Here is a 14,468-nt window from a genome sequence, read left to right as displayed (position 1 = left end):
CGGCGGCGGGTGGCGACGGAGGATGCGTCAGCGGACGGCGGCGACGCCGCCGGCGAGCACGACGACGCCGAGCAGGAGGATCACGATCGCGAGCACCACCCGGCTGTTACGTGCGAACCAGTCCACGAAGCGCTCCAGCGGACGCGCGGCGCGGTCCCCGAGGAGGGTGAGGGCGGCCAGCGGCGCCACGACGCCGAGGCTCGCCACCACCACGAACACGGTGAGCACCGCGAACTGGGCACCCAGGTTCGGCGTCTGCGCGACGATCGCCGCGACGCCGGAGAAGACGATCACGACGTTCTTCGGGTTCACCGACCCGAGGAGGAAGGCCATCCCGAAGGCGCGGCCCGCGCCCATTCCCTCCAGCGCCGTCATCCACGTCGGGCTCTCCCGGTCGGCCTCGCCCCGGGGCCTTCGCAGGAAGGACCGTCCTGCGAGTGCGACGAGTGCGACGCCGAGGGCCACCCGCAGCCAGGCCAGCCATGCCGCCGAGCCCGAGGCGAAGGTGACGATGTCCGCGAGCAGCAGCCCGAGGGCTCCGACGGCGAGCACGCCGACCAGCCAGCCGAGGGTGAAGCTGCGCAGCACGACCCGCCCGGCGACGGTACCCAGCACCGCGGCCATCGCCACGACGGGAAGGGACGCGAGCATCCCGCCGACGGCGATGGGCAGCACGGCCGGGAGCGCATGCATCACGGGGTGACGATCTCGAACCCCGGATCGCCCCGGTCCAGCACGCCCAGCAACGCGGGAAGGACCTCCCGGGCTCCGTCGACCTCGAGGCCCGTGGAGGTGAGGTCGCCACCCACGAGCGCGATCATGCGCTGCTTGGTGAGCGTGAGGGTGAGTTCCGCGGTCGCGCCCTCCTCGCAGCGGGCGCTGGTCAGCACACCGTTGCGGAGGGTGATCCGGTAGCGCTGGTCGAGGTCCGTGAAGATGACGATGAGGGAGAGGTCGAGGTCCCACGCCTTCGGCCCGTCGACGGAGATGGCGACGGCGTCGAAGAGCTGTTCGGGGGTGAGCTGCGCGATGATGGCCGGGGCCGCACTCGCAGCCGGCGTCCCGAAGTTCCCCTCCCGCAGTTCGGTGGCGCCGGAGAGGAAGAAGTTGCGCCAGGTGCCGTTCTCAGCGCCGTACCCCAGCTGCTCGAGCGTATCGGCGTAGAGGGCGCGCGCGGCAGGATGGTGCGGGTCGGTGAACACCGCGTGGTCGAGGAGGGTGGCCGCCCACCGGAAGTCGCCGGCGGTGGACGCGGCCTGCGCGAGCTCGACGACGCGGTCGATCCCGCCGAGGGCCGCGACATAGCGCTCGGCGAGCGCGGCCGGCGGATGGGGCCAGAGCCGTGCCGGGTTGGCGTCGAACCAGCCCATGTACCGCTGGTAGATCGCCTTGACGTTGTGGCTGACCGAACCGTAGTAGCCGCGCGCGTTCCAGGCGTTCTCGAGCGCCGGCGGGAGTTCGATCAGTTCGGCGATTTCGGCTCCGGTGAGCCCCTGGTTCAGGTGCCGGAGCGTCTGGTCGTGGAGGTAGGCATAGAGGTCCCTCTGGGTGCTGATGAACTCGACGATCTCCGCGCGCCCCCAGGTGGGCCAGTGGTGGGAGGCGAAGGCGACGTCGGTCCGATCGGCGAACAGCCCGATGGCCTCGGTGAGGTAGCCGGCCCAGATGTGCGGATCCCGGACGAGGGCGCCGCGCAGGGTGAGGAGGTTGTGCTGGGTGTGCGTGGCGTTCTCGGCCAGGCAGAGCGCGCGGAAGCGCGGGAAGTAGAAGTGCATCTCGGCTGGCGCCTCGGAGCCGGGCGCGAGCTGGAACTCGATTTGGACGCCGTCGACCGTGTGTGTCTGGCCCGTCGCCGTGATGAGCACCGTCGGCACGATCAGGCCGACCTCGCCGCTCGACGCCGTCTGCCCGAGCCCGGTGCCCACCTGGCCGCGAGGACCCCTGTCGAGGGACGCCCCGTACATGTATCCCGCCCGGCGGGCCATCGCCGTCCCCGCATAGACGTTCTCCGAGACGGCGTGGCCCGTGAACCCCTCGGGGGCGATGATCTCCACCAGCCCGGCATCGGCGTCGGCCTGCGACGTGACGCCGAAGACCCCGCCGAAGTGGTCGACATGGCTATGGCTGTAGATCACGGCGACCACGGGGCGGGCGCCGCGGTGCTCCCGGTAGAGGGCGAGGGCGGCGGCCGCGGTCTCGGTGGAGATCAGGGGGTCGATGACGATCACCCCGGTGTCGCCCTCCACGAACGTGACGTTCGACAGGTCGAGGCCGCGCACCTGGTAGATGCCCTCGACGACCTCGTACAAGCCCTGCTTCGCGGCGAGCTGCGACTGCCGCCAGAGGCTCGGATGGACGGTCGTCGGCGCCTCGCCGGCCAGGAAGGAGTAGCTGTCGTTGTCCCAGACCACCCGGCCGTCGTCGGTCGTGACGATGCCGTTCTCGAGGGCGGCGACGAAGCCGCGGTCCGCGTTCTCGAAGTCCCGGACGTCCGAGAACGGGAGGGACGCCATGGCCGCCCGGTGTGCGTGCTCGATGGGTGGTGATGCGGGTTTCTGCTGCATGGCGTGGCCTCGCTCCTGTGCGGGTGGATTCTGGATCTCACTGTCGCGGCCGCCTCCGGGGGCGAGCAACACCCTTTCCGGGTGAGGACATGCCGGGCGACGGTGAGGACCGTGGACCTACGTGGATCGCGGACCGACGATGGGCGAGCACTCATGGCTGACACGGGGACGCACGGGGGACCGACGGTCCGGATGCAACTGCGGCTCGCCGGTCCGGCCGTCGTCGCCGGCGTGGTCTCGGCGCTGGGCCTGTTCGCGGTGGACAGGGTTGCGCTCGCCGGCGAGCACCTCCTCTGGTCGAGCCTGCCGGCGGCGTGGGGTGTCGATCCGGCGTCGGGCTGGTGGATCCTCGGGATCCTCACCCTGACGGGCCTGCTCGTCGGCCTGGTGGTGCAGTTCGTCCCGGGGCATGGCGGCCGCGACTCCGCCACCACCGAACTGATCGCGCCGCCGCTGGCGCTGGCCGCCGTCCCCGGCCTGGTCCTCGCCACGGTGCTGACCCTCGCGGGCGGGGTGAGCCTGGGACCGGAGATCCCGATCATCGCCATGAACACGGCGATCCTGGCCGCCCTCGTGGCCCGGTGGTGGCCGCGGGTGCCGGTGGACCTCGTGGTGATGATGGGGGCCTCGGGGACCCTCGGCGCCCTGTTCGGCAGTCCCGTGGCGGCAGCCCTCGTCTTCACCGGCATCGTCGCCGGCCGCCGGGACGGAGGCGCCCTGTGGGACCGGCTCTTCGTGCCGCTCGCCGCGGCGGCGGCGGGCGCGGTCACCATGCGCTGGCTCGCCGGCCCCCAGCTGCCCGAGGGAGGCTTCGCACCCCTGGGCGGCCCGGACGGGACGGCCCTGCTGACCGGGCTGGCCGTGGCGGTGGCGGGCACGCTCGTAGGACTCACGGCTGTGTACGTGTTCCCCCACGTGCACCGGTTCTTCCACGACCTGCGACACCCTGTGCTCTACACGACCCTGGGCGGTCTCCTGCTGGGGCTCCTGGGCGCGCTGGGTGGGCCGATCACCCTGTTCAAGGGTGCGCACCAGATGGGCGAGCTCCTCCGGAACACCGCGGACCATCAGTTACCGCAGCTGGCCCTCATCCTCGCGGTCAAGCTCACGGCGCTGCTGGTGGCCGCGAGCGCCGGGTTCCGCGGCGGCCGCATCTTCCCCGCCGTGTTCCTGGGGACCGTCGTCGGGCTGGTGGGGTCCATCGTGATGCCGGAGATGCCGCTGGGGCTCGCGGTGGCCTGCGGGATCCTCGGCGTGGTCCTGCCCGTGGCGCGCGACGGCTGGATCGCCATGCTCATCGCGGTCGTCGTGGTCGGCGACACCTCGGTGCTGATCCTGCTGACCCTGATCGTCCTGCCCCTGTGGCTCATGGTGTCCCGGGCACCGGAGATGATGATCAGCCCGCCCGCGGATCCCGCGGGGCAGCACCCGGGCACGGCAGGGTAGCGGCGGCCACCCGCCCGGGACCGGAGGGTCACCCCGCACGGGTGGTTCCTCGCCGGGGCAGGGGACGAACAATGGCGGGACCGCCCGCGACGCGCGGCGTCGCGCGCCACCCGCCGCACTTCAGGAAGGAACGCGCCATGCCGACGACGAACCCGGTGCCGGTCGGGCTGATCACGGGCGCGGCGCTGCGGGCCGCACCATGACGGCGCGCGGTGTGCGGACCTTCGGGGTGGAGGAGGAGCTGCTCCTGGTCGACGGCGCCGGCGGCCTGCCCGTGCCGGCCTCCTGGGCGCTGCTCGAGGAGTACAGGAACGACGGCGCAGCCCGGGGGCCTCAACTCGAGGCCGAGCTGCAGCAGGAGATGATCGAGGTGGTCTCGCCCCCGCACCGCTCCCTGGCGGAACTGGTGGCGGACGTCGTCGGCGGCCGCGCGCTCGCGGAGCATGCCGCCCGTGCGGTCGGAGCGCGGGTGGCCGCCCTGGCCACGGCTCCCCTGGCCGGGCACCCGCACGTGTATCCGACGGCGCGGTACGGCGCGATCGTGGACCGCTACGGCGTCCTTGCCCGGAACAGCCTGACCTGCGGCCTGCACGTCCACGTCGCCGTCACGTCTCCGCAGGAAGGAGTGGGGGTGCTCGACCGCATCCGCAGCTGGCTGCCCGTACTGGTGGCCCTGAGCGGGAACTCGCCCTTCGCGGACGGGCACGACACCGGGTTCGCCAGCTACCGCTCCCAGCTCTGGCAGGGGTGGCCCTCCGCCGGGCCGTCGCCGTTGTACGGGTCGGTGGCAGCCTACCGGGCGCGGGAGGAGGAGCTGATGGCCACAGGGGTCCTCCTCGACCGCAAGATGCTCTACTTCGACGCCCGGTTGTCCAACAGGTTCCCGACGGTGGAGATCCGGGTCGCCGACGTGTGCCTGTTCGCCGAGGATGCCGGGTTGATCGCCGGACTGGCCCGTGGTCTCGTCGATGCCGCGGCAGAGGACTGGCGGGCAGGCCTGCCTCCGACGCGGATCTCCGCTCCAGCGCTGCGCCTCGCCGGCTGGCAGGCGAGGCTGTCCGGGTTGGGCGCGGATCTGGTGCATCCGCTGACCGGGCGTCCAGCACCGGCATGGGACGTGGTGGCGGTCCTACTGGACCGCGTGCTCCCGGCCCTGACCCGGGCCGGCGACACCGACGCCGTGATGGACGGGCTTCTCCGGCTGCTGGACCGGGGCACCGGCGCCGACCGGCAACGCGCCGTCCTCCGCCGCACCGGCCGGCTGGCGGACGTGGTGGCCGATGCCGTGGAGACCACGCACTCCTCCGACCGGCGCGGGCCACGCGCGGGAGTCGATCCCGGGGTCGGGTGAGCCGATGGGTGCGGCCGGTGGTTCCGGCTCCCGGTCCCGGCCGCCGTTCCCCGACGAGCCAGGAGGTTCCCCATGAACGAGACGACCGTCGTGCTGCTCACCGCTGCCCTCTTCGCCTGGGCGCTGGTCTCGGCGCGCCTGCAGCGGGCCGACCTGACGCCGCCGATCGTGTTCCTCGTCCTCGGAGGGGCCCTGGCCGGACTCGGCCTGGTCGACGGCTCCGTGGTCCCGGAGACGTTCGCTCCCCTCGTCGAGGTCACCCTGGTGTGGGTTCTCTTCTCGGACGCCGCGCACCTGCGCGTGCAGCAGCTGCGCGGCGACGTGGCCCGGTTCGGGCGGCTCCTGGGCATCGGACTGCCCCTGATGATGGTGCTGGGGTGGGCGCTGGGCGCCTGGCTGTTCCCGCAGCTGGGGCCGTGGCTGGCACTCGTGGTGGCTGCCGCGCTGGCCCCCACGGACGCCGCACTAGGGATGTCCGTGGTGACGAACCCCGCCGTGCCGTCGCGGATCCGCCGGCTGCTCACCGTGGAAAGCGGCCTGAACGACGGCATCGCCACCCCTGTGGTCCTGCTGGCCATCGCCGGGGCGGCCGCCGCCGCCGGCATGGAGCACGCCGAGGGCGCCGGGCGTGCGGTGGTCACGCTGCTCATCGGCGTGGTGGTCGGTGCGGGGATCGGAGGTGCGGGCGGGTGGCTGCTGGGGCGGGCCCGCCGACTCGGCAGCGCCGCCGAGGAGTTCGCGGGCATCGGCGTCCTGGCCCTGGCCCTGCTGGCCTATGCTGCCGCCGTCGAGGTGGGCGGCAACGGGTTCGTCGCTGCTTTCTGCGGCGGGTTGGCCTTCGGTGTCTTCGCCGGCCCCCGCGCGGAGGGCGAACTGGTGTTCCTGGAGCAGACGGGCAGTCTCGTGTCGATGCTCGTGTGGGCGGTGTTCGGCGCGGTCACCGTCTCGGTCGTCCTGGAACGCATCACCGTCCTGACCGTCGTCTACGCCGTGCTCAGCCTGACCGTGGTGCGCATGATCCCCGTGGCGCTGTCCCTGATCGGCTCCGGCGTGGACCGCTCCACGGTGCTGTTCGTGGGCTGGTTCGGTCCGCGTGGCCTGGCGTCCATCGTGTTCGCCCTGCTCGCGCGGGAGGCGCTCGGGCCGCGGGCCGACGACGCCGTGGCGGTCATCGCCGTGACCATCCTGCTCAGCGTCCTGGCCCACGGTTTCAGCGCCGGGCCGCTGGCGAGGCTGTACGGGCGGGTGTCCGCGAGGTCGGCGTCGGGCACGTCCGTGCCACGGTCGTAGGAGCCGGGGCCGACACGACACCGACGGCCGCCGGCTCCCTCGGGTGCCGGCGGCCGTCGGAGGAGCAGCTACTTCGATGCCCTGGTGGTGCTGGTGGCGTCGACCTCCGGATCGGTCGCCCGGCCCTCCTCGCCCGCGGGGAGGACCGGCTGGTCCTGCACCCGGTCGCGGTCGTTCCCGCCCCTGGTCTTCATCAGGCTCGCCGCGGTGGCGACCGCGATGGTGGCACCGATGAACAGCAGCGAGAACCAGATGGGGATCTCGGGGACCCAGAGGAGCGGCTGACCGCCGTTGATGAAGGACAGCTCGTTGACGTGCAGCGCGTGGAAGACGAGCTTCACGCCGATGAACGCGAGGATGACGGCGAGCCCCTGGGCCAGGTAGACCAGGCGTTCGAGCAGTCCCCCGATGAGGAAGAACAGCTGGCGCAGGCCCATGAGCGCGAAGGCGTTGGCCGTGAAGACGATGTACGCCTCGTTGGTCAGGCCGTAGATCGCGGGGATGGAGTCGACGGCGAAGATGAGGTCCACGAAGCCGATCGCGATGATGGTGAGCAGCATCGGGGTGGCGAAGCGCGTGCCGTCCTTCTTCACGGTGAGCTTGTCGCCGTGGTACTCGTCGGTGACGGGCAGGACGCGGCGGACCAGCTGCATGAACCTGCCGTCAGCCGGGTTGGCGTCGTGGCTGCCGAACGCCTGCTTGTAGGCCAGGACGAGCAGCAGTGCGCCGAAGATGTAGAAGATCCAGGAGAAGTTCTCGATCAGGCCCGCGCCGATGGCGATGAACCCGCCGCGGAGGATCAGGGCGATGATGATGCCGACCATCAGCACCTTCTGCTGGTACTTCTTCGGGACCGCGAAGCCCGTCATCACGATCAGGAACACGAAGAGGTTGTCGATCGACAGGGCCTTCTCGGTGAGATAGCCGGCGAAGTACTCGCCGCCGAAGTCCCAGCCGGACACCACGCCGATACCGACCCCGAACACCAAGGCCAGCCCGATGTAGAACGCGGACCAGCGGGCCGATTCGCCGATGGTCGGTTCGTGGGGTTTGCGCACGTGCGCGAAGAACTCGTAGACGAAGAAGAGGATCGTCACGGCGATGGTGATCAACCAGATCGTGGGTGTGACCTGCATGAGGGCGCTCCAAGGGGTAGGCGTCGGGCATAGGCGCCAAGGTCTCCTCCGCCCCGGACGGAACCGGAACCGACAGGCCCGGGATGCTTCGTAAGCATCCGTATTGACGGGCCGATCGCAGACGGGAGTACTCCCCTTGATACGACAAGCCTAACGCACGGGCACCGGAGCCCATTCCCGCGGCACGGGCGGATCGCGCCGTCGGGCGGGTAGTCGGGCTGGTGGTTAGGCTGGGTGGATGGCCACAGTCATCCTCGTGCGGCACGGCCGTACCACAGCCAACGCGACCGGCCTGCTGGCCGGTCGGGCCGCCGGCGTCGGCCTCGACCGGATCGGGCTCGACCAGGCGGCCGTGACCGGCGACCGGCTCGCGGCGGTGCCCGTCGTCGGAGTGGTCTCGAGCCCCCTCGAGCGTTGCCGGCAGACGGCCCGGTCCATCCTCGACCGGCAGGCCGGTACGCCGCATGCGCCGGTCGACGCCGATCTCACCGAGTGCGACTACGGCCAGTGGCAGGGCCGCCTGCTCACCGACCTCGCGACCGAACCCCTGTGGCCGGTGGTGCAGTCCCAGCCCTCCGCCGTGACCTTCCCCGGCGGCGAATCCATGGCCGCGATGCAGGCGCGGTCGGTGGCAGCCATCCGGCGCCACGACGCCGCCTTCGAGTCCGAGCACGGGCCCGGCGCCGTCTGGGTGGCGGTGAGCCACGGTGATGTCATCAAGTCGATCCTCGCGGACGCCCTCGGCATGCACCTCGACCTGTTCCAGCGCATCACCGTGGGCCCCGCCTCGGTGTCGATCGTGCGCTACGGCGCGAGCCGGCCGACGGTTCTCGCGACCAACACCGAGGCCGGGGATCTCTCGTGGCTCGTCACCAGCGCTCCCGCCGGCGATGCCCCGGTGGGTGGTGGCGCAGGGCACGCAGCGCCACCTTCGTCATGAGCCTAAAATGCTCCTATGCCTACAACTGTTCACGAGTTCGCCTGGCCTGACCGGGTCGTCGTCGGCACCATCGGCCTCCCGGGGGCGCGTACGTTCTACCTGCAGGTGCGTTCAGGGTCCCAGCTGGTGAGTGTTGCACTCGAGAAGCAGCAGTCGGCCCTGCTCGCCGAGAAGATCGACGAGATCCTCGACGAACTCGGCACCCTCGAGGGCAATCCCTTCAGCGTTCCCGCGAGCACGCCCGCCGAGCTCGTGGACAACGACCAGCTCGAAACCGTCGAGGAGCAGTTCCGGACCGGCGCGATGAGCCTGGGGTGGGATCCGGCGACGGCGCAGGTGGTCATCGAGGCCTACCCGCTGCCCGACGCGGAGGACGACGACGCGTCCTTCGACGACGTCGCGGCGTTCGACGACGAGGCCGAGGCGTCGGAGATGCTGCTGATACGCATGCCGGTCGGGACCGCCCGTGCCTTCACGAAGCGCACGCGGGAGATCGTCGGTGCCGGGCGTCCCATCTGCGTGATCTGCGGGCAGCCCATCGACGCCGACGGCCACGTCTGCTCCCTCCCCGAGGCCTGATGCCCGCGCCCGACCTCGTGACCGCCGAGCTGACGCTCACCGGCCGCATCACGACGGCGTCGAACGCCACGTTCCTGGGCAGCATCGGGGACACGACGGTCGTGTACAAGCCGATCCGGGGCGAGAAGCCGCTGTGGGATTTCCCCGACGGCTTCCTCGCCCACCGGGAGGTGGCGGCCTACCTGGTCTCGCAGGTCCTCGGCTGGGACGTCGTCCCGCGCACCTGGCTGCGCGACGGCCCGTTCGGCGAGGGCATGGTGCAGCTCTGGCAGGAGACGGACCCCGACCAGAACGCCGTGGACCTCGTCGCAGCAAGGGACGTGCCGGAGACCGGGTGGAAGCAGGTCCTCGAAGGCCAGGACGAGAAGGGCCGGATCGTCGCCCTCGTCCACGAGGACACGCCGGTGCTGCGTCGGATGGCGGTGTTCGACGTCGTCGTCAACAACGCGGACCGCAAGGGCGACCACGTCCTCGAGAGGGCGGACGGGCACCGGTACGGCGTGGACCACGGGCTCACCTTCCACAGCGACCACAAGCTGCGCACGGTGCTGTGGGGCTGGATCGGCGACGAGCTGACCGCCGAGGAGCTCGACGGCGTCGATCGTGTCCGCGCAGCGCTCATGGGTGAGCTGGGCCGGGCCCTGGCGGAGTTGCTCACTGCCGAGGAACTCTCGTCGCTCGCCGCACGCTGCGCCGCCTTGCGCGCGACCGGGCGGTTCCCGGGTCCGAGAAGTGAGATGTCCGCCGTGCCCTGGCCGCTGTTCTGAGGGGCTGAGTCGACCTGCCTCTCCAGCGGATCGAGGGATTGACAAGCGGTGTCATGTAAAGCACCCTTGTCAGGACAAGTACGTTTTACATCAAGGGGTGGCGTGCAGAACAGCATCCGCGATCTCCGCGCCGAGACCGGCATGTCGCAGCGGGAGCTGGCCGAGGCTCTTCAGGTCTCGAGGCAGACCGTCAACTCGATCGAAACGGGCCGTTATGATCCGTCCCTCCCCCTGGCCATTGCCATCGCCCGCTACTTCCGTCGCCCCGTGGAGGACATTTTTCATGCAGACTGACAATCGTGCACGCCGCAGCGTCGTGGCCCTCGGCGTCCTCGGGGTGGTCCTCGGATTGGTGACCGTCACCGTGGTGCTGCTCCGGGAACACGCCCCGGGCACCATGATCCCCGGGTTCCTGGTCGGACTCGGTGTCGGTCTTGCCGGAGCCCTGGTCATGGCATGGAGGGTGCTTCGTCAACCGGAACACGCGACGACCTTCGAGCGCGCGTGGACACAGACCGGCGACGAGCGCGAGGACACACTCCTCACCCGAGCACTAGCCGTCACCGGACTGGCCTCACTCCCACTGATCGGCGTCCCCACACTCGCCATCGGTTTCGGAGCCGAGCCACCGATGGTCATGACCCTCCTCATGGGAGCCTTGGTCGCGACTGGGATCGGCTCCTTCGCGGTCTTCAATCACCGGAGCTGACCGGGGACGGCCCGCCGGCAATCGTCGAGGTGCGGCACGGGGTCGCCGACGATCGTGCTGCCACCCTACTGATACGTGGCCTCATCTGTTGGCCGCTCTGCACCTCGTCCTTTCGGGCTGCACGGCGAACGTCATCGACTCCCAGGAGGCCCTGTGATGAGGACCCGTGTTACGGCAGAGTTCGTCGTCGGTGCGGCGGAGGTCGAGGCCACCACCCCGGTGTGCAACCGCACCGACTCCCCACCCGTGTGCGCGCACGCGATGCCGACGGGCAGCTGCTCGCCGCGGAATCCCAGCCCTCCGGCGTGCGGGTGGCTCTTCAGACGGCTTCCCGCAGCGCGTCGCGCTGGGGTGCAACTGGTCGATCGTGGCTTCAGCGGCAGCGCGCTCATCGACCCGTTCATGGCCCGGGTCATCCGGGATACACCGGCCGACCTCCTCAGCCTCGCCCAGGGATCGGTCGGGTTCATCGCTACCGGGTCACCCGAGGACACGGCCCTTGGCCGACTGACTCTGCAGGTCATCCGCCAGCATCTCTCGGCCATCGTCGCCGAGCGCGTCGACGACGCCCTCCATCACCTGGATGGCAGGTCGCTCCTGAGCGTCGATCGTCGACCGCGCACTCCTCACCCTGTCGTTCCGTCGCCTGGACAGTCGACGCTCGACCGGGGATGGAGGTGATCGGTACGGGGCGGTGGACGCGGGACCCGGGCGAGGCGTGGCTACGGTCCGGACTGACCGATCGTCGCGTGGTCAGCCCTCGGGCTCGTTGTCCCCAGGTGCGCTTCGAGAACGTCGCGGACGGTCGTCCAGTCATGCGGCCCGTAGCGCTCGTTGTCCACGTGGTGCAGTTCGGCTTCCCCGCTGAACATGCTGACGAAGTACTGCATGCCCTGCCAGGCAGGGAAGGTTGCTTCCTCGTTTTTCGATATGCGGCGCCCGATGCGGGCCATCGCGGACAGCGTTCCGGTGGTGCCGGCCCACTGGGTGGTGAATGCAGCACCGGTGAGCTCGGTCATGATCCGTGCGACGTCGCGGGCTGTTACGCGGTCTCCGGCGATCTCGACGACGCGGGGCGCGGCGTCGTCCAGTGCGACGCGCGCGACGGTGCGGGCGACGTCGTCCTTGGTGGTGAAGTCCAGCGACTGGTCCGGCGAGGACCAGTAGAGGACTTTGTGCCGTTTGAACAGGATCATCGGGGCCTGTCCGGTGAGCATGTCCGCGAAGGCGCCGTTGAGCACGGACGTGACGCGGAGCGGAGCGGCATCGAGGTGGGCGGCGAACTCCCGGCGCAGTTCGAAGTTGCGGTTGCTGCCCCGGGTGACACGGCGATAGTCGGCCGAGTAGTCGGACGGGATGAAGCGCCTCACGTTGGCCTCGACGGCCGCGGCCAGCAGCGCCCGCTGGGCGTCGAGGATGACGGAGCGGGCGCCGCTGATCGCGGACACCACGACGTCGGTTCCGGCGAGGGCGCCGACGAGCCCGGCGTGGTCCGTGTAGGCAGCCTCGCGAATCGTCACGCGGTCCCGCTCCCCGTAGATGGCGTGGGCTGTTCCGCCGCCCGCGCGGGTCAGAACACGAAGGGAGACAGCGGGATCGGCGGCGAGCAGGTCGCGGACGATCCGCCGACCGAGGTCGCCGGTGGCCCCGGCGATAAGGACGGTGGTCATGGTCAGATGCTCTTCTCTGTCTGGGTGGTATCGCGGGCGCCGGCGCGCCTTCGGCGCGCTGACAGGTGGGGTGCGGCCTTCGGCTGCCCAGCCGCGGTGACGACCCCGATGCATGACTCCACGTCGCCGGCGTCCAGGGCGACGCGAGCCATGAGGCGGCGAAGCTGCATCTGCTCCTCCGGGTTGAGGTTCCTCATCAGCCTGCCTTCCACCTCGCGCAGTGCTGCCCGTGCCGCGGCGAGGAGGGCACGGCCCTGATCGGTCGGGAGGACCTGTCGCATGCGGCGATCCTTCGGATCTGGCCGGCGTTCGACCAGGGATTCCCCCTCGAGGGCATCGATGACGTAGACCATCGCCGTCTTGTCGATGCCGAGCCGTTGCGCGAGGACCAGCTGCGAGGTCGGGGCCTCAGTCGTGATGGCCACCAACACCTGGTACCCCCGCGGCCCACCCGGTACATCCGCGACGGCACCCGTGGCGATCCGGGAGAAGCCCTGCGACATTGCCTGCAACGACCAACCGAGCTCCGTCTCGATGCCCCCGGCTTCCCAATCGATGCCGGCGGGCTTGAGGGGTTCGTCCGGCACCTGTGAAGCATCCATAACAAGATCATAGCAAAGCCGGATCGTCTGAATTAAAGATGATCTGTGCTTATGATGATGCGATCATCCTGGTCGGCACGTCCGGCCCTCATCGAAAGGTCGCCATGTCCGACGCACAGCGCTCCGTGCCCGCTGAACGCTCCTCCACCGGAACGGCCGAGATCACTCCGTTCCATCTGGATATCCCCGACGCCGACCTCGAAGACCTCCGCCGACGCATCCTGTCCACCCGCTGGCCCGACCGCGAGACCGTGCCGGACACCTCACAGGGGCCTCGGCTGGAGAAGCTCCAGGCCCTGGCTGACCATTGGGTATCCGGGTACGACTGGCGCGGGACCGAGGCACTCCTCAACGCCTGGGGCCAGTTCACTACCAGCATCGACGGCCTGGACATCCACTTCCTGCACGTCCGATCGTCGGTCGCAGGGGCGCGCGCCTTGCTGTTGACCCATGGCTGGCCCGGCTCTGTTCTGGAATTCCGGCACGCCATCGGGCCCCTGACCGATCCCGAGGCCCACGGCGGCACCGCAGCGGACGCGTTCGACGTCGTCATCCCGAGCCTGCCCGGATTCGGCTTCTCCGGGAGACCCACCGGGACCGGATGGAACACCCAGCGGACAGCCAGGGCGTGGGCCGTACTCATGGAACGCCTCGGATACGCGCGCTGGTTCGCGCAGGGCGGTGACCTCGGAGCCTCTGTCACCGCCGAGCTCGCCGGCCTGCAACAGTCGGAAGGCATCGGCCTCGCCGGCATTCACCTGAACATGGCCCTCTTCATGCCCACCGAAGAGGAGATGCGCTCGGCCACACCCGAGGAGCAGGCGATGCTGCAGGAAGGCGGGTACTACTGGCAGACCCTCTCCGCGTACTCGCAGCAGATGTCCACCAGACCCCAAACCATCGGATACCCGCTCTCGGACTCGCCCGTCGGACTCGCGGCCTGGATCTACGCCATGTTCCAGGACGTCGGAGGCTCCCACGACCGCCACGGGAACGCCGAGGCCCTGTTCACCCTCGACGAGATGATCGACGACATCATGCTCTACTGGCTCCCCAACACGGCAGCATCAGCTGCACGCATGTACTGGGAAGCAGGCCGGAACGGCTGGACCAACCCGGGCACGCTCGAGGAACCCCTCACCCTCCCCGTAGGACTGAGCATCATGCCCGGCGAGTACATCCGACGGTCACGCCGCTGGGCGGAGCGCCGATACACCAATCTCGTACACTTCACCGAAGTGGCAGACGGCGGCCACTTCGCCCTGCTCGAGCAACCCCAGCTACTCGTCGACGACATCCGCGCCACCTTCCGCACGCTCCGATAGTCCACCCCGAACCCCATCGTGATGGCTCACGTCGGCAGCCGGTGGGGCATCCCGCTCAGGCTCATCTACGGCATCGTGACTACGTTTCG

General features: G+C 70.1%; 16 protein-coding genes. 11 read left to right on the top strand and 5 right to left on the bottom strand.

The features are described 5' to 3' along the window. Window positions 1-27: 27 nt before the first annotated feature. Together ACX80P_RS12950 and ACX80P_RS12945 are read right to left on the bottom strand one after the other, a co-directional pair. Window positions 28-693, bottom strand: coding sequence for a GAP family protein (locus tag ACX80P_RS12950; RefSeq protein ID WP_459278532.1), 666 nt, complete (start codon window positions 691-693; stop codon window positions 28-30). Next, window positions 693-2,564, bottom strand: coding sequence for an alkyl/aryl-sulfatase (locus ACX80P_RS12945; RefSeq protein WP_459278509.1), 1,872 nt, complete (start codon window positions 2,562-2,564; stop codon window positions 693-695). The genes ACX80P_RS12950 and ACX80P_RS12945 overlap by 1 nt, the downstream gene beginning before the upstream one ends. Window positions 2,565-2,717: 153 nt before the next feature. On the opposite strand from ACX80P_RS12945, the gene ACX80P_RS12940 reads away from it, so the two are divergent. The 4 genes from ACX80P_RS12940 to ACX80P_RS12925 all read left to right on the top strand — a co-directional run bounded on the left by ACX80P_RS12940 (window position 2,718) and on the right by ACX80P_RS12925 (window position 6,651). Then, entirely contained in the window at window positions 2,718-4,010 is a 1,293-nt protein-coding gene (locus ACX80P_RS12940; protein WP_459278508.1) for an ion channel protein, read from the top strand. Between the two features lie 71 nt (window positions 4,011-4,081). Further along, window positions 4,082-4,213, top strand: a complete 132-nt coding sequence (locus tag ACX80P_RS12935; protein WP_459278507.1) for a hypothetical protein — start codon at window positions 4,082-4,084, stop codon at window positions 4,211-4,213. Further along, window positions 4,210-5,361: a carboxylate-amine ligase gene (locus ACX80P_RS12930; RefSeq protein ID WP_459278506.1), complete on the top strand. Its 1,152-nt coding sequence runs from the start codon at window positions 4,210-4,212 to the stop codon at window positions 5,359-5,361. The genes ACX80P_RS12935 and ACX80P_RS12930 overlap by 4 nt, the downstream gene beginning before the upstream one ends. Window positions 5,362-5,433: 72 nt before the next feature. Next, window positions 5,434-6,651, top strand: coding sequence for a cation:proton antiporter domain-containing protein (locus ACX80P_RS12925; RefSeq protein ID WP_459278505.1), 1,218 nt, complete (start codon window positions 5,434-5,436; stop codon window positions 6,649-6,651). Window positions 6,652-6,719: 68 nt separating this feature from the next. Here the strand turns inward: ACX80P_RS12925 and ACX80P_RS12920 are convergent, their stop codons facing one another. Beyond that, window positions 6,720-7,787, bottom strand: a complete 1,068-nt coding sequence (locus ACX80P_RS12920; RefSeq protein ID WP_459278504.1) for a TerC family protein — start codon at window positions 7,785-7,787, stop codon at window positions 6,720-6,722. A gap of 238 nt (window positions 7,788-8,025) precedes the next feature. On the opposite strand from ACX80P_RS12920, the gene ACX80P_RS12915 reads away from it, so the two are divergent. The 6 genes from ACX80P_RS12915 (at window position 8,026) to ACX80P_RS12890 (ending at window position 11,463) form a co-directional block, all read left to right on the top strand. Further along, complete coding sequence (locus ACX80P_RS12915; RefSeq protein WP_459278503.1) at window positions 8,026-8,727, top strand: Rv2135c family putative phosphatase; 702 nt, start codon at window positions 8,026-8,028, stop codon at window positions 8,725-8,727. A gap of 15 nt (window positions 8,728-8,742) precedes the next feature. Then, window positions 8,743-9,306 (top strand): Rv2134c family protein, encoded by a 564-nt coding sequence (locus ACX80P_RS12910; RefSeq protein WP_459278502.1) that lies wholly within the window; start codon window positions 8,743-8,745, stop codon window positions 9,304-9,306. Beyond that, the gene (locus ACX80P_RS12905) at window positions 9,306-10,073 is read left to right on the top strand and encodes an Rv2133c family protein (RefSeq protein ID WP_459278501.1); all 768 of its coding nucleotides are present in this window, start codon (window positions 9,306-9,308) and stop codon (window positions 10,071-10,073) included. The genes ACX80P_RS12910 and ACX80P_RS12905 overlap by 1 nt, the downstream gene beginning before the upstream one ends. A gap of 102 nt (window positions 10,074-10,175) precedes the next feature. Continuing rightward, entirely contained in the window at window positions 10,176-10,367 is a 192-nt protein-coding gene (gene relB, locus ACX80P_RS12900) for a type II toxin-antitoxin system RelB family anti-toxin (RefSeq protein WP_459278500.1), read from the top strand. Continuing rightward, entirely contained in the window at window positions 10,357-10,782 is a 426-nt protein-coding gene (locus tag ACX80P_RS12895) for a hypothetical protein (protein ID WP_459278499.1), read from the top strand. Before relB ends, ACX80P_RS12895 begins: the two co-directional genes overlap by 11 nt. 156 nt (window positions 10,783-10,938) lie before the next feature. Next, window positions 10,939-11,463: an SGNH/GDSL hydrolase family protein gene (locus ACX80P_RS12890; RefSeq protein WP_459278498.1), complete on the top strand. Its 525-nt coding sequence runs from the start codon at window positions 10,939-10,941 to the stop codon at window positions 11,461-11,463. 41 nt (window positions 11,464-11,504) lie between these two features. On the opposite strand, the gene ACX80P_RS12885 is transcribed toward ACX80P_RS12890, so the two are convergent. Both ACX80P_RS12885 and ACX80P_RS12880 read right to left on the bottom strand, forming a co-directional pair. Beyond that, entirely contained in the window at window positions 11,505-12,452 is a 948-nt protein-coding gene (locus ACX80P_RS12885; protein WP_459278497.1) for an NmrA family NAD(P)-binding protein, read from the bottom strand. 2 nt (window positions 12,453-12,454) lie between these two features. Further along, window positions 12,455-13,054 (bottom strand): MarR family winged helix-turn-helix transcriptional regulator, encoded by a 600-nt coding sequence (locus ACX80P_RS12880; RefSeq protein ID WP_459278496.1) that lies wholly within the window; start codon window positions 13,052-13,054, stop codon window positions 12,455-12,457. A 104-nt stretch (window positions 13,055-13,158) separates the two neighbouring features. Here ACX80P_RS12880 and ACX80P_RS12875 point away from each other — a divergent pair, with 104 nt between their 5' ends. Then, complete coding sequence (locus tag ACX80P_RS12875; RefSeq protein ID WP_459278495.1) at window positions 13,159-14,379, top strand: epoxide hydrolase family protein; 1,221 nt, start codon at window positions 13,159-13,161, stop codon at window positions 14,377-14,379. Window positions 14,380-14,468: the final 89 nt, after the last annotated feature.

The organism is Arthrobacter arabinosi, from assembly GCF_054511115.1.
This window is presented reverse-complemented; position numbering and strand designations above follow the sequence as displayed.

Bases quoted from the DNA above. Each gene is read 5' to 3' on its own strand.
- ACX80P_RS12950 (WP_459278532.1), bottom strand. From the start codon at position 693: ATGCATGCGCTCCCGGCCGTGCTGCCCATCGCCGTCGGCGGGATGCTC.
- ACX80P_RS12945 (WP_459278509.1), bottom strand. From the start codon at position 2,564: ATGCAGCAGAAACCCGCATCACCACCCATCGAGCACGCACACCGGGCG.
- ACX80P_RS12940 (WP_459278508.1), top strand. From the start codon at position 2,718: ATGGCTGACACGGGGACGCACGGGGGACCGACGGTCCGGATGCAACTG.
- ACX80P_RS12935 (WP_459278507.1), top strand. From the start codon at position 4,082: ATGGCGGGACCGCCCGCGACGCGCGGCGTCGCGCGCCACCCGCCGCAC.
- ACX80P_RS12930 (WP_459278506.1), top strand. From the start codon at position 4,210: ATGACGGCGCGCGGTGTGCGGACCTTCGGGGTGGAGGAGGAGCTGCTC.
- ACX80P_RS12925 (WP_459278505.1), top strand. From the start codon at position 5,434: ATGAACGAGACGACCGTCGTGCTGCTCACCGCTGCCCTCTTCGCCTGG.
- ACX80P_RS12920 (WP_459278504.1), bottom strand. From the start codon at position 7,787: ATGCAGGTCACACCCACGATCTGGTTGATCACCATCGCCGTGACGATC.
- ACX80P_RS12915 (WP_459278503.1), top strand. From the start codon at position 8,026: ATGGCCACAGTCATCCTCGTGCGGCACGGCCGTACCACAGCCAACGCG.
- ACX80P_RS12910 (WP_459278502.1), top strand. From the start codon at position 8,743: ATGCCTACAACTGTTCACGAGTTCGCCTGGCCTGACCGGGTCGTCGTC.
- ACX80P_RS12905 (WP_459278501.1), top strand. From the start codon at position 9,306: ATGCCCGCGCCCGACCTCGTGACCGCCGAGCTGACGCTCACCGGCCGC.
- ACX80P_RS12895 (WP_459278499.1), top strand. From the start codon at position 10,357: ATGCAGACTGACAATCGTGCACGCCGCAGCGTCGTGGCCCTCGGCGTC.
- ACX80P_RS12890 (WP_459278498.1), top strand. From the start codon at position 10,939: ATGAGGACCCGTGTTACGGCAGAGTTCGTCGTCGGTGCGGCGGAGGTC.
- ACX80P_RS12885 (WP_459278497.1), bottom strand. From the start codon at position 12,452: ATGACCACCGTCCTTATCGCCGGGGCCACCGGCGACCTCGGTCGGCGG.
- ACX80P_RS12880 (WP_459278496.1), bottom strand. From the start codon at position 13,054: ATGGATGCTTCACAGGTGCCGGACGAACCCCTCAAGCCCGCCGGCATC.
- ACX80P_RS12875 (WP_459278495.1), top strand. From the start codon at position 13,159: ATGTCCGACGCACAGCGCTCCGTGCCCGCTGAACGCTCCTCCACCGGA.